At 30.4% G+C, this 22,160-nt stretch carries 18 protein-coding genes; 3 read left to right on the forward strand and 15 right to left on the reverse strand.

Annotation, left to right across the window (positions count from 1 at the left end):
* The 9 genes from CXF68_RS00015 to CXF68_RS00055 form a co-directional block, all read right to left on the reverse strand.
* On the reverse strand, positions 1 to 3,610 hold a 3,610-nt coding region (locus CXF68_RS00015), incomplete at its 3' end, for a choice-of-anchor L domain-containing protein (RefSeq protein ID WP_157821818.1).
* A 1,563-nt stretch (positions 3,611 to 5,173) separates the two neighbouring features.
* Entirely contained in the window at positions 5,174 to 5,446 is a 273-nt protein-coding gene (locus tag CXF68_RS00020) for a hypothetical protein (RefSeq protein ID WP_101042324.1), read from the reverse strand.
* 1 nt (position 5,447) lies between these two features.
* Positions 5,448 to 5,723 carry an ATP-dependent Clp protease adaptor ClpS gene (locus tag CXF68_RS00025; RefSeq protein WP_101042325.1) on the reverse strand — a complete coding sequence of 92 codons (276 nt, stop codon included), beginning with the start codon at positions 5,721 to 5,723 and terminating at the stop codon, positions 5,448 to 5,450.
* Positions 5,724 to 6,563: a 50S ribosomal protein L11 methyltransferase gene (gene prmA / locus CXF68_RS00030; protein WP_101042326.1), complete on the reverse strand. Its 840-nt coding sequence runs from the start codon at positions 6,561 to 6,563 to the stop codon at positions 5,724 to 5,726.
* Positions 6,563 to 7,321 carry a triose-phosphate isomerase gene (gene tpiA, locus CXF68_RS00035; protein ID WP_101042327.1) on the reverse strand — a complete coding sequence of 253 codons (759 nt, stop codon included), beginning with the start codon at positions 7,319 to 7,321 and terminating at the stop codon, positions 6,563 to 6,565. The genes prmA and tpiA overlap by 1 nt, the downstream gene beginning before the upstream one ends.
* A 22-nt stretch (positions 7,322 to 7,343) precedes the next feature.
* Positions 7,344 to 7,838 carry a thioredoxin-like domain-containing protein gene (locus CXF68_RS00040; RefSeq protein WP_101042328.1) on the reverse strand — a complete coding sequence of 165 codons (495 nt, stop codon included), beginning with the start codon at positions 7,836 to 7,838 and terminating at the stop codon, positions 7,344 to 7,346.
* A 34-nt stretch (positions 7,839 to 7,872) separates the two neighbouring features.
* A complete protein-coding gene (locus CXF68_RS00045) occupies positions 7,873 to 8,364 on the reverse strand; it encodes a redoxin family protein (RefSeq protein ID WP_101042329.1) in 492 nt (163 codons plus the stop codon).
* Complete coding sequence (locus CXF68_RS00050; protein WP_101042330.1) at positions 8,361 to 8,843, reverse strand: thioredoxin-like domain-containing protein; 483 nt, start codon at positions 8,841 to 8,843, stop codon at positions 8,361 to 8,363. Before CXF68_RS00050 ends, CXF68_RS00045 begins: the two co-directional genes overlap by 4 nt.
* A 1-nt stretch (position 8,844) precedes the next feature.
* A complete protein-coding gene (locus tag CXF68_RS00055; RefSeq protein ID WP_101042331.1) occupies positions 8,845 to 9,921 on the reverse strand; it encodes an ABC transporter permease in 1,077 nt (358 codons plus the stop codon).
* A gap of 63 nt (positions 9,922 to 9,984) precedes the next feature.
* Between CXF68_RS00055 and pyrF the strand changes: the two genes are divergently transcribed.
* The gene (pyrF, locus tag CXF68_RS00060; RefSeq protein ID WP_101042332.1) at positions 9,985 to 10,794 is read left to right on the forward strand and encodes an orotidine-5'-phosphate decarboxylase; all 810 of its coding nucleotides are present in this window, start codon (positions 9,985 to 9,987) and stop codon (positions 10,792 to 10,794) included.
* A gap of 266 nt (positions 10,795 to 11,060) precedes the next feature.
* Here pyrF and CXF68_RS00065 read toward each other — a convergent pair whose 3' ends face one another.
* Together CXF68_RS00065 and CXF68_RS00070 are read right to left on the reverse strand one after the other, a co-directional pair.
* Positions 11,061 to 12,257, reverse strand: a complete 1,197-nt coding sequence (locus CXF68_RS00065) for a RagB/SusD family nutrient uptake outer membrane protein (protein ID WP_101042333.1) — start codon at positions 12,255 to 12,257, stop codon at positions 11,061 to 11,063.
* A gap of 10 nt (positions 12,258 to 12,267) precedes the next feature.
* On the reverse strand, positions 12,268 to 15,342 hold the full coding sequence (locus tag CXF68_RS00070; protein WP_101042334.1) for a TonB-dependent receptor: 3,075 nt from the start codon (positions 15,340 to 15,342) through the stop codon (positions 12,268 to 12,270).
* Positions 15,343 to 15,611: 269 nt separating this feature from the next.
* Between CXF68_RS00070 and CXF68_RS00075 the strand changes: the two genes are divergently transcribed.
* The gene (locus CXF68_RS00075; protein ID WP_101042335.1) at positions 15,612 to 16,394 is read left to right on the forward strand and encodes a LytTR family DNA-binding domain-containing protein; all 783 of its coding nucleotides are present in this window, start codon (positions 15,612 to 15,614) and stop codon (positions 16,392 to 16,394) included.
* 20 nt (positions 16,395 to 16,414) lie between these two features.
* The gene (locus CXF68_RS00080) at positions 16,415 to 17,182 is read left to right on the forward strand and encodes an ABC transporter substrate-binding protein (protein ID WP_101042336.1); all 768 of its coding nucleotides are present in this window, start codon (positions 16,415 to 16,417) and stop codon (positions 17,180 to 17,182) included.
* Here CXF68_RS00080 and CXF68_RS00085 read toward each other — a convergent pair.
* The 4 genes from CXF68_RS00085 to CXF68_RS00095 form a co-directional block, all read right to left on the reverse strand.
* Positions 17,165 to 17,362: a hypothetical protein gene (locus CXF68_RS00085; RefSeq protein WP_028890082.1), complete on the reverse strand. Its 198-nt coding sequence runs from the start codon at positions 17,360 to 17,362 to the stop codon at positions 17,165 to 17,167. The genes CXF68_RS00080 and CXF68_RS00085 overlap by 18 nt on opposite strands.
* Before the next feature lie 134 nt (positions 17,363 to 17,496).
* Positions 17,497 to 18,207, reverse strand: coding sequence for a DUF4197 domain-containing protein (locus tag CXF68_RS00090; protein ID WP_101042337.1), 711 nt, complete (start codon positions 18,205 to 18,207; stop codon positions 17,497 to 17,499).
* Positions 18,208 to 18,258: 51 nt separating this feature from the next.
* The gene (locus CXF68_RS20435) at positions 18,259 to 18,423 is read right to left on the reverse strand and encodes a DUF5522 domain-containing protein (protein WP_157821819.1); all 165 of its coding nucleotides are present in this window, start codon (positions 18,421 to 18,423) and stop codon (positions 18,259 to 18,261) included.
* 76 nt (positions 18,424 to 18,499) lie between these two features.
* On the reverse strand, positions 18,500 to 22,153 hold the full coding sequence (locus CXF68_RS00095) for a M1 family aminopeptidase (RefSeq protein ID WP_101042338.1): 3,654 nt from the start codon (positions 22,151 to 22,153) through the stop codon (positions 18,500 to 18,502).
* Positions 22,154 to 22,160 lie beyond the last annotated feature (7 nt).

Genomic DNA, 22,160 nt, shown 5'->3' on the forward strand with positions numbered 1-22,160 from the left:
AACTATACGTGATTCCGGTTGTATTTGTTCCGGTAGTCGTAGTGGTTACTGTTCCTGCTCCTTGACAACGGGTACTTGTTGTTGGACTAAATGCTGCAATTGTTACTGTTGGTGTAACTGTTACTGCATGTGTTGTCATTGCTGGGCCACTACAACCTGTAGCACTTGCCGTGATTGTTGTGGTGCCACTCCAACCTGCGACATAGGTTACTTCTCCGGTTGCTCCGTTGATACTATTTCCACCTGTTAAGGAAGCGGCATCTAAACTATACGTGATTCCAGTTGTATTTGTTCCGGTAGTCGTAGTGGTTACAGTTCCTGCTCCTTGACAACGGGTACTTGTTGTTGGACTAAATGCTGCAATCGTTACTGTTGGTGTAATTGTTACTGCATGCGTCGTTGTTGCTGGGCCATTACATCCTGCGGCACTTGCCGTGATTGTACTTGTTCCACTCCAACCTGCTACATAGGTTACTTCTCCAGTTGCTCCGTTAATACTATTTCCGCCTGTTAAGGAAGCGGCATCTAAACTATACGTGATTCCGGTTGTATTTATTCCGGTAGTCGTAGTGGTTACAGTTCCTGCTCCTTGACAACGGGTACTTGTTGTTGGACTGAATGCTGCAATGGTTACTGTTGGTGTAATTGTTACTACATGTGTCGTTGTTGCTGGGCCACTACATCCTGCGGCACTTGCCGTGATTGTTGTGGTGCCACTCCAACCTGCTACATAGGTTACTTCTCCGGTTGCTCCGTTGATGCTATTTCCACCTGTTAAGGAAGCGGCATCTAAACTATACGTGATTCCGGTTGTATTTGTTCCGGTTGTCGTTGTCGTTACATTTCCTGCTCCTTGGCATCTTGTGCTCGTTGTTGGACTAAACGCGGCGATTGTTACTGTTGGCGTAACTGTTACAATTGGCTTATCAACAAGTTCACTACTACAAGTACCATTTGATGCAAGAATGTTATATGTTGTATTCACTATTGGAGTTACATTAAAATTAATATTACCTCCAGTTCCTGCTACTACTGAACCTACATTACTGTCGTCACTATCCAATCTTAATTGGTAATTCACACCAGAAACACTCAAGCTTAGCGTTATTGTTGCTGTAGCTCCTAAACAAATTGTATCATCACTTACAGCTAGCGTGTCATCTACAACACACAAAGTAGCACTAGTTTTTTCTCCACATGAATTATTAGCATGTTTAGCTACAACGTAATACGTTTTACCATTTAAACTCGCATTTGGATTTATTCCTAAAACTGAAGTTGTCACATTACTATATGGAGCGAAATTCGTAAGCATAGTACCTCCTGAATCGGGATCCCCATCATACCACTGATACGTTAAACCTCCAGTCGCGTTATTTGGTACACTATAATTAGGTGTTCCTGTTGTGAATGACGTCGCTTGATCAGCTGATGATACAACTGTGAAACTCACTGAACTTGCACTAACAGATGTAGAAACATTGCTGGGAGCAGTATCTATATCTATATTTACTGCTAATATTTCTCCACCTACTACTCCGTCATAACTCGTTCCTAAAATTGCACCTCCAGTTGTTACTTGACCTGATGCATTAAATCCGTCTCCATCTAATATACCATCTGAATTAGCATCTACTCCTCCTGATTCTAAAACATCGTTACAGCCGTCATTATCACTATCTAGATCTAAATAATCTGGTGTTCCATCATCATCTGTATCAATACTGGTACCACATCCAAAAAGTGGCTCTATAGCTAAAGCATATACCTCTGATGTTCCTGGAAAAAAAGTGGTAGAAGCTGTACCTCCACTATTTGCTTCCATGTCAATTTCTAAACTAGTAACTTCTAAATCTGTATTTGGAGTAACGGCAAATGTTAATGATTGTTTTACCCATCCTCCTGCATCTAGAATTGTTGCCTGTGCAGGAGAAATAACCCAAGTTGCTGTTAATGTACCTTGATCTGTTACTATACTAACATTTCTATTTGTACCGACATATCCTCCAGACGTATTTGCAATATTATCATATTGGTGAAAAACTAAGTTTAACAATCCATTTGAATCTATTGAAACCATTTTTGGACTTGCATATGTAAAAGAAAATATACCTCTTCCTCCTGTAGTATCATAGGCATTTATAAATATTTCTGGAGCTAATGGTGATGGCTGTCCTTGCACAGTTTGTAATTGCGTGTAATCGGTATTATTGGAAGTATCAAACACTGAAAGACCAACACTAACCGCTCCGTCTAATAGATTTACTTCGGTAGAACCACAGAAACCTTCAGCTGTATCTAATATCCCATCATTATCATCATCTAAATCAGTAGCATCATCTATACCATCCCCATCATTATCTGGCAAAACCGTAACCGTAACCGTAGATGAACTACAATTAGTAGGAGCTGGTTTACATGTACTGTAAACTAATGAATATACACCTGGCATTGTTCCTGGAGCTACATTAATCGCTCCAGTACTTGTATTTAAGCTAACTCCTGCATTTGTTGAACTTACTTCTACTAAATCTACCTCTGCAATTGGAGGGTTTGTTACAATACCTACAGTATCGTTTACTAAAACATTTGCTACTGCTACACCACCTGAAGTTGTAACAACACTTCCTGAATCATCACTAGTTATAATAATTGGAAGTCCACCTACACTTGATACAAATACTCCAGAATCTAAACTTGCATCACCTACGTCAGCAATAGCTATTTTCATATGATAAGTAACTCCAACTATTAAGTTTATGTTTGTTGTAAATTTCTTAGTTATTCCATTAAACTCTACATGAATAGGCTTTGCTTGATCATTTAAACTACATGAAGCCGAATTATTAGGATCCGCATCATTATCAAGACTATGCCCATTATTTATATATAAAGCTGATTGCGTTAAATCTGTTAAGGTTACACCATCTTGTGCACAACCTTTAAATCCCGCATTTATATTATTTATTGACACCGCATTAGAAGTACCTGGTACTATCGCTAAATTTAAAGCAGGTGTTTCTCCAAAATCATAAGTATTGTTATTATTTACATCTCCATCTGGAACTCCAGGATCAGACCCTGTGGGATCTGAAACAAAGAAACCAAATACATCATTAAAAACTGACCCTACATAATCTGGAAATTCTTCTGAACCAAATTGATACTCAACCAAAACACCTACATAATTAGGTTGTGCAACAAAATCAAATTCAAAAACAACAACATCTCTGTTTGCTGACGTATTTATATTTGTTAAATCTTCGTCATTAAAAGCAAAACCTCCATCAAATCCTTCAGAAGTATAACTATTTAGATTGCTATTATTAAAAGTTGTTGCTATAGATGAAGTAGTAAATGCAATTCCACTATCAACTTCTAAAGCAGCTCCAGCAGTTCCATTTGAAAAAATACCTATCTGATTTGCTGCTCCTGATGTTATTACAGGATTACTAATAATAATACCTGATGATTGCAACTCCGTAGCTATTGCTGCAGCTGTAGGGTTTGTACTATATGTTGCTTGCGAAAAGGCAGTATTTATTTTTATAAATAAAAATACAACAAATAGTAAAAATAGTTTATTCTTTAAAAAGTACTTTTTAATCATAATTTAGAAGATTAGATTAATTAATTTTGGTTATTGATTTATAGTTCATAAATAAGTAGTTAACCTATTTATGTGTTTATATTATTTAAGTGTTCATTTAAAACATACTTAAACACCTTATTTTTATATGATTATTACACTTCAGTTTCTTAAAAAAATTAATACTTTTTAAGTGTAAATGACTTTTCTGAAAATAGAAAAAACATATTATTATCGAATTTATCTGTTAACTTATGTATTAAACTACTTATTGGTTTCAATAAAAGAATAACAACGTTTGCTATTAACTGATACACCTACTTATCTTGAAAACTATTTTCAAAAAAAACGCACCAATTACTAAAAGCTAGACTACTTAACTATTAGCTAAAAATGTTAATAAAAAAATCATTTGGTAACTGATCCCCCCATTGGAAGCAACACTCAAGATATTAACAACAATTTAACAAATAATCTGAGTAAATCCAAAAAAAATATTTTTATTTATATTTCATAAAAAATCAACCAACTAACTAGCAAACAATTAAAATATATTTCAATAAAAAAGTGTGCCTAAATAATTACTCAATGTATTTAATAAAAAAAGTAAAACAACTTATTTTACCATAAAAGAAGTATGGTAAAACCGTAAAATTTACAAAATAGTTAACACATATATTAAGCGAGTATTAAACTGCACAAAAAACATATAAAGAGCTAACTTATAGTTTATTAGAAAATTAAATCCCTATAAAAAAGATACATATACAAGCTATTTCACAAATAAATTATTACTCTTCATTAAATACTTACTACATTAATCATAATAGTAAGACACTTTTATTTTTAGCAAGTCACACAAATTAATTTTTTAGTTATTGTTAAAAAAAATAAAATGAAGTGTTAAAAATGTTAATTAAATAAAAATACCACAATAAAAAACTAAAAAGAAGAGGTTATCAAGTTAACAGAAAGCAAAAAAAGAGCTTTTAAATTGAAAAAACAATTACTATAAGAAGTCAATACTCTTTGTAATCTACAGAAAAAGAAGTGTACTAATTTATTATTTACAAAACGGAATTACCAAGAGGCTAACACGTATTTCATGAGCAACAATAATTTGCTTTAGTCTCACTACTCAAACATCTTTTATTTAATATTTAGAAACGATTAAAAATAGCATCATTATAAGTCATCTTACTGTACAGCAATGAAGTTATATTATAAGCCCTAAAATTGAAAATAATTACTCTTTTTCATAATACTGAAAGAGAACTGTAAAATGCACTGTAATAGAAAAGACCTTAAACTTTCGTCTAAGGCCTTTTCATCTAACCAAACTTAGTATAAAAACTAACTACTACTATTTTTAATCCCTTTAATAATAATAAACTTCTCTTTTTAGATACTTCTTAAAAAGATTTCTCTTAGTCAGAGAAGTTATGTAAGGGGATATATCTTTTATTTTTTTTAAACTATATTTTTTAGAACTACAAAATCTTGTCTACATTTATAAGACACTCTTATTTATGATAAGTCACATAAGTTCAAAAAAAAACTCAAAAAAAAGTTTTTTTTGAGTTTTTAATATAAATATTTTCTTAAAATTATTCGATGTTCTGGCTTAGATTTATCATAATCATTTACAAGCAATTCAAGTATTTCTGGTTGTTCAAAACCAACTTCTAATTTTGATTTATATTTAGAAACATATAATTTATAGGCTTCTTTCTTTTTTTCAAATATTAAAAAATGATGTTCATTTAATATCGAAAAACAAATTTCATTTCCTGAAAAGGCTTCTGATTTATCGCTCATAAATTCAGAAAACTCGTAATATCTAAAAACACTTTCCATATTAAACAATCTCTGCGGATAAACCTAACTGCAATAACCTAGAACATTTACCTTCTAAATCTTTATACTCTCCTGTTTTCACAGCACACTTACCTTTATAATGAACTAAAACAGAACATTGCTCTGCCTGCTCTAATGTATGATCACAAACACTTACTAGGCTATCAATTACAAAATCAAAAGTATTTACATCATCATTATGTAAGATAATTTCGTGCTTTTTTGTTTCCTGAATTAAAACATCTAGCTCTTCTTGTATTTTTTCTATCGTACTCATTTATGCCGTTTTTTGATACTGCAAAGCTACCCAATTATTTCTTTTAATTGTCTTATTTAATGTTAAACCATATTTAGACACCTCTTCATCAATAATTATAATATCTTCACTATAAAATCCACTTAACAATAATACACCCGTTTTATTCAAACAATTTGTATATACCTCAATATCACTCAATAGAATATTACGGTTAATATTCGCAATAATTAAGTCATATTTCTTATTTACTAGTAATGATGAATCTCCTTCGAAAACAGAAATATTTTTACAACCATTTCTTTCGACGTTTTCTAATGAATTTTCATAACACCAAGCATCAATATCAATTGCATCAATTGGTTGTGCTCCTTTCTTTTCAGCAAAAATTGCTAAAATCCCTGTTCCACATCCCATATCTAACACTTTCTTATTCTTAACATCTAAATCAAGTAAGTGTTGCACCATCATATGAGTAGTTTCATGATGCCCTGTACCAAAACTCATTTTAGGTTCAATAACAATATCATACTTTAAGTTTGGGTTTTCATGAAACGGCGCTCTTATACTCACTAAATCATTAACTTTAATTTGATTAAAGTTCTTCTCCCATTCAGCATTCCAATTTGTTTGCGCTATTTCTTTGTAATTAAAGTTAATTACAAACGCTTCTGATTTTAAAATATAAACGTCTTCTAACATGTTTTCTTTCCATTCATTTTTTTGAATGTATGCTACAACTCCGTTTTCGTTTTCGACAAAACTCTCAAAACCAACTTCTCCTAACTCAGCTATTAAAATTTCAGTTGCTGGTTCTTTAGGTGTTATCTCAAAAACATATTCTATATAAATATTATCCATTAAATCGATTTAATAATATCAATAAAGTCGTCTGCTTTTAAAGCAGCTCCTCCAATTAATCCTCCATCTACATCTTCTTTTGAAAAAATCTCTTTAGCGTTGGCTGGTTTTACACTACCTCCATATAATACAGAAATATTATTCGCCACTTCGTTTCCGTATTCATCTTTTATAATACCTCTAACAAAAGCATGCATCTCTTGTGCTTGTTCTGGAGAAGCTGTTTCTCCTGTTCCGATTGCCCAAACTGGTTCATAAGCCAAAATTATTTTAGAAAAATCTTCTTTTTTAAGATGAAACAACCCTTTTTTAAGTTGGCTTTCAACAACACTAAAATGATTACCTGATTTTCTATCTGCTAATAATTCACCAAAACAAAAAATCACTTCTAATTTGTTGGCTAACGCTGCATTTACTTTCTCTGCAAGAATCTCGTCTGTTTCTCCGAAATACTCTCTACGTTCTGAATGACCAATAAGTACTAACTTTAATCCTAATGAAGTTAACATATCAGCTGAAATCTCTCCAGTAAAAGCACCACTTTTTGTTTGATGCATATTTTGCGCAGCTACTTCTATTTTAGATTTTTTTGTTCTTTTTACAGCAGTACTTAAGTTTACAAAACTAGGTGCAATAATCACCCTAGTATTATCGTCTACTTTTTTCTTGATCCCTTTCTTAATTCCTTTGATTAACTTTTTAGTTTCATCAAGGTTGTTATTCATCTTCCAGTTACCTGCTATTATCTTTTTTCTCAAAATCACCTTATAATTTATATTCTTATTTTTCTTTTAATGCTGCCTCTAATCTTGGATCAAACGATTCCATAACACTCGCTAAAGAAATAATACCTCTTTCGTTTACCACCATGTAACTTGGAACATCATTAATACCTAAACTTTTTGCGTATCCTGATTTAAGCGATGCTGGCAAGAAATAATGATCTCCTTCAATATTAAAGAATCTTTCTATTCCTTTTTTCCATTGAGAAATGGTTTTATCTATTGATAAAAACACAAAAACAACATCAGGGTTTTCTGCTTTTAATTTTTTAATTTGTGGTATCCCAGAAACACACTCTGCACACCAAGAAGCACAAACTTCAAACATTACCTTTTTACCTTTATATTTTGCAAGGATTTCTTTAAACGTAATTGTTTCTTCGTTTATTGTTAAAAATTCTTCATTTAAAACCTCTTTTGAAAAAGCGGCTGGTTTTTCTGCATTACAAGATGCAAATAAAACAAAAACGGTTAAGTATAATATTATTTTCATGGGAAAAATTAGTTTTACAACTGTTAAAAATAAGTTATTTTTTTAATATCTCAGTTATTAAATTGTCAGTTATTTTAGTTTCGTTAAAAATAATTATTTTACCTTCTTCATCTACCACTAAATAACGAGGAATCCAGCTTAATCCAAGAAATTTACAAAAATCTCCTTCCCACCCCGTTTTTATATAGTAATGCTGTCCTTTTATTCCTAACCGACTAACTCCTTCTTTCCAAGGTCCGACACCTCTGTCTAATGACAAATACAAATATACAATTTCGAGATTTGTCTCTTGAAGCTTCTTTATTTTTGGCAGCCCCTTTAAACAATCTTTACACCAAGATGCCCAAATATCAATCACAATTTTTTTTCCTTTATTTTTTATTAAAATATCTTTAAACTTAACCTCTTCGTTATTCATTGATATAAAAGTATCTTCCAATGCTTTACTCGAAAACTCTACGGGGTTATAAACTGAGCAACTAAACAATAAATAGGTTGCTATAACCAATACTAAATTTTTTCTCATTTTATTTTATTTTTCAATTTCTGTGATACACTTGATGATTTGTAAAGCTTTATTTCTCCGTTTTCATCTAGTATTAAAAACCTTGGTATTGTTTTTAGTTTTAAAAACGCTCCTAATTTCCCTTTTCCTTTTTTAGGAATGTAATAATGTTGCCCTTTTACCTTTATGTTTTGCAACCCTCTTTTCCAATCGAAATAAGAATGATCTACTGACAAAAAAACATATTCAATTGATGGATTTTCTTTCTGAAAGGCAATAACATCATTAAAACTATCTTGACTTACCGGGCAGTAGGTTGCAAAAACCTGTATAAACAATTGCTTACCTTTATTTATCGCTAAAATTTCTTTTAAAGTAATTGAATCTCTATTTATTGTAACCAATTTCTCCTCTAATGCATATTTGTCAAAAGATTTAGGCTGAAAGACAGCACAACTATTTAGTGTTAAAAGCACTACAAAAAATAAAGATATTTTCATTTTAATTTAATTTAATTCGAGGATCTAACCAACTATAAATAATATCAACTAATATATTTATAAGAATAAATAATGTTGCGACTACTAAAACACTCCCCATTATAACAGGTAAATCAAGCGTATTTAATGAATTTACAATTTCTTTCCCTAACCCATTCCAATTAAAAATATACTCTACAAAAACGGCACCTGCTAACATAGAGGCAAACCATCCTGAAATTGCTGTTACTACAGGGTTAAGTGAGTTTTTTAGAGCATGTTTATAAACTACTTGATACATTGTTAATCCTTTTGCCTTGGCTGTTCTTATGTAATCTTGATTCAAGGTCTCTAATAAAGAATTTCTCATTAACTGTATTACAACTGCTAGCGGACGAATACCTAGTACTATTGCTGGCAATAATAAGTTTTTCCATTGAATGTGGGTTCCTTCTCCAAAATCATCAACCTCAAACAAACTACCTGTCATTTCTAAATTAGTATACTCATGTAGTACAAAACCAAAAAACCATGCGAATAAAATTGCTGAAAAGAAAGATGGTACACTCATACCTAAAGTACTTATTACCGCAATAACGCTATCGAAAATAGTATCTTTATATAGTGCTGATAAAATTCCTAAAATAATACCTAATCCTAAGGCGATTACTATTGCAAAAACAGCAAGAATTGCTGTATTGGGTAATGTTTCATAAATAACTTCTGACACATTTTTTCCGTTTTTTTGAAAAGATTGTCTCAAATATGGGTATTTAACAACAACATTTACATCACTTATCGAAAACAATTTTAATGCTTTATATTTATCTTTAGTTAAAAACGTATAATCATCAACCTGTTTACTATGTAATGACAATAAAGAAACATCATTTAAATAATATAAATACTGTGTAAATATAGGTTTATCAAAACCATATTTTTTTCGAATATTTTGAAGTTGTTCTGTATCCTCTCGTTGATCTAACATCATTCTAGCAGGGTCGCCAGGTAGCACGTTAAATAAAAAGAAAATAACGGTTACAACACCAAAGAGTGTCAAAAAACCGTATGAAAATTTATTAATTACATATTGAAACATATATAACAAAGATAAAAGAAAGTGTTAAAAAAGTGTACTTTTGCTTAACTTTTACAACAACTCATGACTACACAACAATTAGTTAACGAAATTAAAAAAAAGAAATCGTTTTTATGCATCGGTTTAGATGTCGATTTAACTAAAATACCGCAACATTTATTAGAAAAAGAAGATCCTATTTTCGCCTTTAATAAAGCCATTATTGATGCAACTCATCATTTATGTGTTGCCTATAAACCAAATACGGCTTTTTATGAAGCTTATGGAATAAAAGGTTGGAAATCTCTTGAAAGGACAATAAGGTACATCAACGAAAAACATCCTGAAATTTTCACGATAGCTGATGCTAAACGTGGAGATATAGGAAACACATCAACAATGTATGCTAAAGCCTTTTTTGAAGATTTAGCTTTTGATTCTATTACTGTTGCTCCATATATGGGAAAAGATTCTGTTGAGCCTTTTTTAGCTTTTGATGATAGGCATACAATTATGCTTGCTTTAACATCTAATGAAGGTGCTTTCGATTTTCAAACAAAAACTGTTGATGGAAAAGAACTATACAAACAAGTTTTAGAAACTTCTAAGTCTTGGAAAAACTCAGAAAATTTAATGTACGTTGTTGGTGCTACCAAGGCTGAGTATTTTTCAGAAATACGTAAAATTGTTCCTGATAGTTTTTTATTAGTTCCTGGAGTAGGTGCTCAGGGTGGAAATTTACAAGATGTTTGTAAATACGGAATGAACAGCAATGTAGGTTTATTAATTAATTCTTCTCGAGGAATTATTTACGCTTCTAATGAAGAAGATTTTGCTTACAAAGCTACAAGGAAAGCTGAAGAGTTACAATTACAAATGAGTGAAATATTATAAAAAAAGCCAAGGTTAATGACTCCTTGGCTTATTAATTAATTCAAATAATTACACTAATGAAAATATTTTTTTTTAGTATAAGTTGTGCAAATGTATAAACCTTTATTACTCCTATTTTACACTTTGATTTGAACACCTTATTTTTTGAATTAGAACTAAAACTAAATGCCTTAATCACCATAATTGACATTAATACTTAATGTATATAAACACAAAAAGCTGAGGATAAATCCTCAGCTTTTTTTTATATAAATTAATAAGTAAATTTACTTAAGTAATGGATTAGAATCTACTGCTCTAGTTGGGTAAGGTAATACATAAGATGTTTCACCTGTTAATTTTAACTCTTCCCATCTTGTCCATTCAAAAGACATCTCTAAACGTCTTTCTTCAGCTAAAGTTAATGATGACTTTCTTGCTAATTGTAATTCGTTTAATCTATTTGTGTTTCCTGCTTCTGCTGAGATTAAGTACATCTCTGCAATTCTTGACACTAATAAGTCTGAATTATCCTCAGTCTTATATTTTTTAGAATAAATATATCCTTTATTAGCTACTTTACCATCAAAATCAAATAAAATTCTTCTAGTATCTTCTCCTTTAACTAAAGCTGTTAAATCATCTGCAGCTCCAAAATTATTCCAAGTTCTAGACTCAGGACTCATAATCCATCCCCAAGAACCAGCAGTTTCAGCTTTTGTTCCTTTAAACATAAAGATAACTTCTGAATCTCTTTCTAAAGGGTTTACTGCTAAAGAAAACTTTCCAGTTTCGATTACTTCTTCTGCTTCAATTGCTGCAGCTACTTTGTTTCCTTGAAGTTTATAAATTCTAGCTAAAAGAGCTGTTGCAGCTTCTTTAGTTGGAGTTTTTTGATTATCAATAAGATTAAGTATATTAAAACTAACATTATTAGCCTTTGAATATTTTAAATCTTCAACGATGAAGTTTAAAACATCTTCTTTTGATGAAGGTGCGATAGGCTTTCTATCATAATTTTCATCAATTAAAGGAACTCTTTCAAACATATCATATAATCTCAAATAGCTTAATGCTCTAGCATATCTTGCAGCTCCTTTTTGAGCTTCATTTGCTGTAGACACCTTTAAAATAGTATTAGATCTATCAATACCAGCGTAAAAATCTGCATAGAAATAACTTAGTAAAATATCTCCTGGAGGCACAGTGTTTTCAAAAATATTTTGAACTTGAGGCCACTGAAATTTAACAGGCTTGTAGTTATCTCCCATTATTTCAGTGTTCATAATAGCAAAATAACCATAATTATTAGGGTGTCTTAATTTTTTATACAACCCTGTTAATAATTTATCTACATCTTCATTAGCTAGTTCTGCAGTTGCAGAAAGAGATGCTTCTGAAGGAATATCTAATTCACTAGTACATGAAGAAGTTAATACTGCGAATACTCCTATAAAAAGTATTTTTGAAATTTTTTTAATCATGTTTTATTTATTAAAATTTAACATTTAACCCTACTAAAAACGACTTAACATTAGGAATACCTCCTAAATCAACACCTGCTTGAATTTTACTTCCATCAGACCTATCTTGACTACTTTCATTCGTTTGATTTACATAATTAGTCTCTGGATCTGCTCCTGAATATTTAGTAAATGTAAAAGGGTTTCTTACCTGAGCATAAATTCTTAAACTTTTGATAAACTTAACTTGTGACTCTTCTAAGAAATCGAAGTTATAACCTAAAGTAATATCTGAAATTCTTAAATAGTCTGCATTTTCTAAAAATCTTGTAGATCTTTGCGAGTTCCAAGAAGAAATGGTTGTTCCTAAATGTGGTCTTGGGTTTGAAGCACCTGTATTAGTAGGCGTCCAGTAATCTAACATCTCTTCTAACATGTTTGTAGAAAATGAAGGAGAACCTACTGCTCCACCATTTAATAATCTTTCTTTATAAGAAGCATAAACTTTCTTACCTATAGAATATTGACCACTAATTCCTAAATCAAATCCTTTGTAATCTATAGAAGTATTAAATCCTCCATAAATTGGAGCAATACCACCTTCGAATACTTTTTTATCTAAATCTGTAATTTGACCGTCACCATTCTGATCTACATATATCATATCTCCTGCTGCAACGGTTTTACCATCAACACCATCTTTATCTTTATATGTATATTCTTCTGAAGTAACACCTGCAGATTCTAGAATAAAGAAAGAACCTAAAGGACTACCTTCTTTAACAATAGAAACAAAACCTGTTGTGTATTGTCCTGTTTCAGACCCTACTTTTGTTACCTTATTTAAATTATATGAAAAGTTAGCTCCAAAATTCCAATTAAAGTTTTCTTTTTCAATAATTCTTGCATTAAGATTAACTTCAAAACCTTCATTAGAAATATTTCCAACATTAGCTAACATTGTTCTAAATCCACTTTCTTGAGGAACATTTACCCTACTTAAAAGGTCTTCTGTCTCTTTTTTATAGTAATCCAAGTTAAGATCAAATCTATTAAATAAAGTAAGATCTAAACCTGCATTAAATGCTCTTCCTCTTTCCCACTTTAAATTAGGATTAAAAATATTTGTTGTTGCTAAACCAGGTTGTTGATCATAATTTTCACCTGAACTAATTAAGTTTTGTCCTGATGCATATGAAATACCTGCTTGATTACCAGTATAACCAAATGACCCTCTTAATTTTAATAAATTAATTGCTGGAACTTGAAAGAATTGTTCGTTTGAAACCGTCCATCCTGCAGATACTGCTGGAAAACTCCCCCATCTATTGTCTTTTGTAAATTTAGAAGAACCATCGTATCTTGTTGATACCATTAAATGGTATTTAGAATCCCATGACATTTGTAATCTAGCAAAATAAGACTCTAAAGCCATTCCTTTAAAGAAACTACGTCCTTGATTAATTTCTCCTGCTGAAACTAACCACTCTAAGTCACTTGAAGGAAAGTTTTCCCCTTGAACAAATGAATCTTCATAATCCCAATTTTGAAATGAATGACCAGCTAATACATTTACTTTTAACTTTTCATCAGCAAATTTCTCAGTAAAAGTTACCGTATTTTCAATCAAATAATCTCTGTTATTTGAAGTACTATAATAACCATAACCTGTAGGTACAGCATCTCCATTTAAACCTCTCCTTGTATTTGGAGCATCATACCTGTTATATCTTTGACTTCTAATGTTTCCACTAAAAGCAGAATGCCATACGACACTTTTAATTGGAGTTATATCAAAGAAAAGAGTTCCTCCTAAGTTTTGCCATTTATCAGTTACTTTTCTTTCGAAAGCAAATAAAGGGTTTGTGAAATTATGAACAGCTATTTTACCTTCACTATCATAAGGACTAACATCAGGTCTTGCATTCAAAGCATTAGAATAAGGCTGATATGTATTATTATCATCTGCTACAGGTGTAGCTTCAGAAAAAGCAAAATTTGAATTAACACCAAATTTCACATAATCATTCATTTTTTGCTCAACATTAAGCTTAACACGTCCAATTTTATATGTGTCATCTTTTATAATACCTTCTTGATCGAATAAAGAAGCAGATAAATAAGCTTTTGTATTCTCACCACCTCCAGCAATGCTCATTTGATACCTTTTTACAGCAGCATTTTCTCTTAATACTAACTTTAACCAATCAGTATCATAAGAACTATTAGGTAATGGAGTTAAGACTGTTGGGTCTTTAGGTCCCGCTAAAGCCCCTGAAGTAATGTCTGCTTGATAATTTAATCTAGCAGCATCAGATACTTGCTTATAACCTGCAGCATTTAACAAGTTAGGTCTTTTAATAATATTTTGAAAACCATAAGATGTATTAAAAGACACTGAAAGATCTTGCTCATAACTACCTCTATTAGTTTGAATTAAAATAACACCATTAGATGCTCTAGAACCATAAATTGCAGTAGAAGCAGCATCTTTTAAGATACTAATACTCTTAACATCTTCTGGAGATATCCCACTCATATCTTCTTGAGGTACTCCATCTATAACATATAATGCATTATTAGAAGCACTTAAAGAACCGTTTCCTCTAATACTAATTTGGGTCGCATCTCCACTTCGTCCACCAGTACTTGAAATTTGTAAACCAGAAGTTTTTCCTTGTAATGCTTGTGCAATATTAGCGACAGGCTTATCCTCTAATTGATCAACACCAATACTTGATACTGACCCTGTCAAATCCTTCTTTGAAGTAGATCCATAACCTACAACAACTATTTCATCTAGTATGTTATCATCTCCTATCAATACAACATTTAACTTAGATGATAACCCTACTGTTTTCTCTACAGTTTTCATACCAACAAAACTAAAAACTAAAACATCTCCTTGTTTAGCTTTTACAGAGTACTCACCATCAAAATTTGTTTCAGTACCTTTAGTTGTTCCTTTTAAAATTACATTTACACCTGGTAATAAACCCGAACTATCAGATACTGACCCTGTGATTTCTTTCTGCTGCGCATAAGTATTTAGTAGGAATCCTAAAAAGAATAACACACAGACTACGTTTTTGTAACGTTGATTCATAAATTGTTAATTTTTTATTAATTGTAGTTTGTAAATTTAACGGCATTAATTATTGCTCAAGAGCATTTTGATTCTAACAACCTATATTTTGATGTGAGAAACTTTTTTTAAGAAGTTAACTACTTAAAAATTAATTTTTGTTAATTTTTAACAAAAACAGGATATTCTTATTTATTTTAAATACTTCTTATTTATCTTTGTACTCTAATACAAAAAAAATTGATTTTACATGGACTATCCCCTCAACGGTTCTATAAAACTCCCCTTTTATGAAAACGTCTATCCTTATTGTTGATAACGATCTTAATTCCCGAGAGATTCTAAAGAAACTATTACAACAGTTTGATTTTTTAAAAATTATTCATGAGTCCTCTACAGGAATTGATGCCATTGAAAAAATAAACTCTTTAAACCCAGATATTATTTACCTTGATACTCAAGTAAAAAACATGACTGGTTTTGATATTATTGAAAAAATAACCTTACCTAAAAAACCTCTTTTTATTTTTACTACTTGTTCAAATAAAGAGGCTTTAAAAGCTTTTGATTACTTTGCTTTTGATTATTTACTAAAACCATTAAATAAGGAACGTTTTTCACATTCTATTAAAAAAATAATAGATTATAAAAAAATAGAAAAACAACCTAATATAAAAGATGATTTAGACGATATTTTAAGTTTTATAAAAGAAAAATCTAATAACGAAATCTCTGTAAAAGGGAAAAAGATAAATATCAAGTCAGGAAATAAAGTTATTTTATTAGAGCGAAACATAATTAAATATATATCTGCTTCTGGTTATTATGTTGAAATTTTTACAACAGACAACAGAAAGTATTTATTACGAGAATCTTTATCTAGTATAATAAAAAGACTAAACTCTAGCCAATTTATTAGAATACATAGATCTACAATTATCAACTCAAATTTTATAGACGAAATAATTGCTTCTAACTACGGAGAAACAGATGTAAAAATAAATGATAATAAAACTTTTAGAGTTAGTAAAAGTTACAAAAAAGAGTTTCAAGAAATCATGGGTGTTAAATAGCATTAAGCTTCACCTTATTTATGAATAAAAAAAGTGTAAACCCCTCTTATAAAAAAATCATTTCATTAGTTCCAAGTCAAACAGAATTACTGGTTGATTTAGGGCTTGAAGACTCTATTGTTGGTGTTACAAAATTTTGTATACATCCAATAAACTTAAGAAAAAATAAAACAATTATTGGTGGAACAAAAAATATTAAACTTGATAAAATAAAAAAATTAAACCCAGATATTATTCTTTGTAATAAAGAAGAAAATACGAAAGAAATTGTTGAAGCTTGTCTACAAATTGCACCTACACATGTTTCAGATATTTTTACGCTTGATGATTCTAAAAAACTTATAAAGGAATATGGCGATATTTTTTCTTGTAAGACGCAAGCTCAAATCATCATTAAAAAATTAGATTCTGAAATTTTACAATTTCAGAAATTCATTAAAAACAAAAGAGAGAGAACAGTTGCTTATTTTATTTGGAAAAATCCATGGATGGTTGCTGCAAATAACACTTTTATTAACCACCTTATTGAGCTAAATAATTTTAAAAATATTTACAAGAACTTAAACCGTTATCCTGAAATTGAACTACAGGATATTAAAAAAGGAAATCCTAATTTAATTTTACTCTCATCTGAACCTTTTCCTTTTAAAGAAAAACACATTAATGAAATAGCATCTCACGCCACTCAATCAAAAGTAATTTTGGTAGATGGAGAAATGTTTTCTTGGTACGGCAGCAGATTACTAAAAGCTTTTGATTATTTTAAAAAACTACACAATAGTATTTGATAATTCTTTGTATAAATACTTTACTCGGTTCAACTTTTCTAATATTTGCATTGCTTTAAATGCAGATCGATCGCTTTTACACTCGTCTTCATATTTATAATCATTAGCTCTTTCAACTAATTTACGATACCTATCCTCAAGATGTGTTCTATAATTCTGTAATTGATTAATTCTTGACATTTTTAATATAATTAAGGGCTTTATAAATATACGTAAATATTTGACTAACAAAAACATAAATAAAAAAACATTCTTTTCCCAAACAAAAAAGGGTTCGCAAATTAGCGAACCCTTTTTTGTGTTTTTATAAAAACTTAAAACTTGTCTTGCAAAGCAAAAACTTTCTTTAACAAAGTTGTATTACGTAAACCTACTTTTTCACGAATTCCTTTTTCCTCAACAGCTATCATTGTAAAAACTCCTTTTAAAGCTTCTCCTGTTACGTAATCTGTTAAATCTGGATTTACTCTTTTTACAAAAGGAATACTATTATATTTATTAATCAAATTTGACCAAATTTTATCAGCCCCTACTTTCGCAAAAGATTTTTTAATTACTGGATTAAATTGGTTGTACAATGCTGTATTTGTTTTTCCTTGTAAATAAGAAGTTGCTGCGTTTTGCTGACCTAATAAAATATTTTTAGCATCGTTAAAACTTATTTCTTTAACCGCATTTACAAAAATTGGTGTTGCTGTTTTAACAGCGTCCTCTGCTGTTCTATTAATTGCTTTTAACCCTTCATTAGCTAAATTACTTAAACCTATTTTACGTAAACCTTTATCAACAGCCTGTAATTCTTTTGGCAAAATAATTTTAACTAATTCATTTCTATAAAAACCATCCTTAGCTGTTAATTTAGTAACCTGGTGTTTAATCCCGTTATCTAAAGCTTGTCGCAATCCATTCCCTATTTGTTGTTGTGATAAAACACCTCCACCTTGAGGTAATTGATTCACTACTTTTTGTAATTCTGCACATCCTGTTAATAAAACTACAAATGCTACTGCTACTATTTTTTTCATTCTTAATTTGGTTTATATACTTTTAGAAACAATTATCTATTAATTGTCACATTATTTAAAACTATCTGTTTTTTTATCATAACCGTAGGGGCAATGTCTACAACCGCTTTTACAGCAATACCCTCTTTTTAAATGAAAACTCTCTGTAAATACTTTATAACCATCTTCATTTAAATAGTAATCTTCATCAGTTAACTCTATTCGTTTATTGTACATAGTTACAAAAGTATTCTTTTTTAAACACAAAAAGACTGTCAAATTTGACAGTCTTTTATTTTAAAACTAATTTTTATTACAATTTCCTTCTATTATCATCAGATTTAGTATCTATTAACTTATTGTAAGGATCTACCCCCACCTCAACAGGTTTTTTATCTACAATAATAGAAATTTTGTTATCTATTTGAGTAACCTTGTGTTTTTGCAAATACAATTCTACTTCTTTTTTCTTACCATCAACTTCTTCTTCTCCAAAAATACCAATATCAATATAATCAGCCAATTTAACTGATAATACTGGTTTTTTCATTTTATCTGTTTTATAAGTTAATGTATCTCCAACCTGTTCTCCATAATAACGTTTTCCTTTTTCATTATTACGATATTTAGAAACCTCAAACTCAATATCTACTTGATATTTACCATTTTCTAATTTTTTAGAATCAACTTTTGTTACTCTATTTTTATACAAAGTAATTGTTTCGAACATGTCTTTTATTACATATTGTAAACTATCTGGTGTTACTTTTCTTATATAATCAACCATTTCGATTGAAGTAGTATATGGTGCTTCTTGAAACCTCACTTTTTCTACATATTCTTTCAATGTACCGTTTAACTTTTCTTCTCCAATATAGTCACTTAATGCATATAAAACCATCGACCCTTTTTGATAATGAATATACCCTTGACCATCATTATACATTAACGCTTTTTCTCGTTTACGCTCAAAAGTACGTTGCTGTAAATACCCATCTAAAGCTTTCTTTAAAAACTTTCGCATTTTACCTTTGCCATATTCTTTTTCTAATACTTTTAAAGAAACATATTCAGACATACTTTCAGACATCATAGTTGCTCCTAAAACATCTGCACCTATTACCTGATGTGCAAACCATTGGTGCGCAACCTCATGTACAGTAACTGCAAACGGATAATCCACTCCTCCTTCATCAGTATCATCTACATCTGCAATAAAACCAATTGTTTCTGAAAACGGAATTGTGTTTGGAAATGATTGCGCAAAATTCACATCTCTTCTCGGAAACTCAATAATACGGACTTGCTTATGTTGATACGGACTAAAATTCTTAGAGTTATACTCTAAAGATGCTTTAATACCTTTAAACATTCTATCTAAGTTGTATTCGTGTCCTTTTTGATAATAAATTTCCAAGTTTACGTCGTTCCATGTATCTTTTTTAATTTCATATTTGGCAGAATTAAACGCATAGAAATTTAAAATTTTACTATCCATTTTATAATGAAAATAACGACGACCATCTTTTACCCATTCTTTTTGCAAGTACCCTGGAGCAATTGCTATTTGATCTTCAGATGTTGAAACAGTTGCTTCAAAATCTATCCAATCTGCATCTTTAGAAATATAGGTATCTCCTAAAGCTGTGCTATCTGTTGGATGTGGACGTAATTCATTCTTTGGTAAATCGAATTTTTTTCGCGTTTTATCATCCGTTAATTCACCTGAAGAAGAGTACCCTAAAGATGGATAAATACTACTATTCATAAACGTTCCATTTTCTAATACTGGAGAGTGGCTACGTAAAAAAGTATTTTCTTTATTCTGAATCGTAAACTTTAATTCTAAGCTATCACCTGGCTGTATTGGCGTATCAAATTTATAGATGTCAAAATTTTGTATCGAATCTTCTAACACCAATGTATTTGGTTTATTAAACTCAAACGTACTTGGGTATTGATTATGATTTAAGAAAACACTATCAATTGCTTCATTGGTTTTATTAATCATTTTATAAGTTCCTGAAGATTTGAAATTCCTCGTTTTTGGAAAAATATTCATAGCAACATTTACAGCTACAATACGAGGTTGTACTTTACCTTCATACTTTTTATAGTCTTTTTCCCAACTAACTTGTAATTGTTCACTTTCTTTCGAAGAACGTCTTGTATTTAAAGTATTGTTCTCATAATAAATACGTGCTCCTAAGCTAAAGAAACCTATTAATAGCATGGTTAAAACTCCAACTACTTTTAAATTGAGTCGTTGTTTAAAAATTGTTAATCTCTCTTTAAATGAATGCGGTAAACCACGTACCCAGAATAAACTTGCCAAAACCAAGGCTATTAATCCTCCTAGTAACCAATATATTTTATACGTAATATATATACCTAACGAAGCTCCATATCCATTCATATCTGAATACGAATAATTTGGCCCTTGATTATATTTAAATACTGCCTGCTCTAAGCCTGCTAAACTTAAAAATTGTATTCCTATTGATAACACCAATAACACGAACAACCCTAAGTACGGATTCCCCAGCAAGGATTGAATAAACAATGCTAATAATGCCCAAATAACAAAGTGGATAAATTTTAAAGCATACACTTCATATAAATAATGCCCAATTTCAAAATTATAATAACCTTTATAAATTTGAAATAATATACCTGCAACTACAATTACAGCCAACATTACTAACTGCATTTTTAATAATGCCACAAACTTTGATACTAATAATGCCCAGTTTTTAACTGGTGTTACATCCACAATATGATTTGCCCCAGCAATTTTAGCCCTATGAACTAACATACCCGCATATAAAAAGGTCATTAAATTAATAAACAAACTAAACGACCCTCCTGGAACTAATAACATCTGCCATGTAGTAGGATATGTTTTTGTGCCAAACATTTCTCCTGCTGTTACAGCACTTATTAAAATAAAAATTAATCCAACTAATAAAATACTAATAAAAGGTAAGCTTGTAACAATGTATTTAAAATCGATATTTGATAATTTCCAAGTAGTTTTTATATCATTCCAAAATGAATACTCATATGCTACTTTAGGTAATTCAACACGAGTTATTCCTCCAAAGTTTTGTTTAATAACACGCTCACCTTTATTCTTTTTAAAACTGAATGAGATTGCATTCTGACTGAATGAAAATAATTTATAAACTCCTGCCAACATCAAACTCGCTATTCCTAACCATAACAATCGGTTATAAATAACAACTCCTTTAAACGGCGGCATTAATTCGTTTTGCTCTGCAACTGTCCAATAACGCGTATAATAATTAGCTGCCTGACCTCCGAAAGGATCGAATAAAGCAGTCCAAAAACGATTGTCCGGATTTTCTAATAAACTTTCTGCCATTCCCTGAACAAAAATTAACAATAAAACAGTTATAAAACCTGCTGCTATATTTCTTGTAAAAGTTACGACACCAAAAACAATCGCTCCAAATAACAATACATTCGGAATAATATATACTAAATAAGAATGCAGATATGCTGAAAAATTAAAGGCTCCAACAATTTCAGAATTTGTTCCTGGCAATATAAATCCTATAAACAAACCTAAACCAGCAACTAAAATAATTAATAATACAATTAAGAAAGAACTTAAAAATTTTGCTGATAAATAATTAACCTTACTAAACGGATAGGAATATAAAATTGAATGCATATTACTTTTATAATCTCTATATACCGATGCTCCTATAATAGACGGAAATAAAAAGAATAAGAAAATCGCCAAGGTATTAAACATCCCGTTAATTGCCGTTGGTGAATTTACAATTTTAGAAGACCCTGTTGTTACAGTTAAAAAGTCAAAAATACCCGCAGAACTTGCAGATAAAAATAATGCTAACAAAAAGAAAATTGCGGCATATATATAAATTGCGGGCTTATTAAACCAGTACTTTAATTCGTGTTTAAATATGGTAAAAAACATATATTTT

This window comes from Tenacibaculum sp. Bg11-29 (assembly GCF_002836595.1).
Taxonomy (GTDB): domain Bacteria; phylum Bacteroidota; class Bacteroidia; order Flavobacteriales; family Flavobacteriaceae; genus Polaribacter.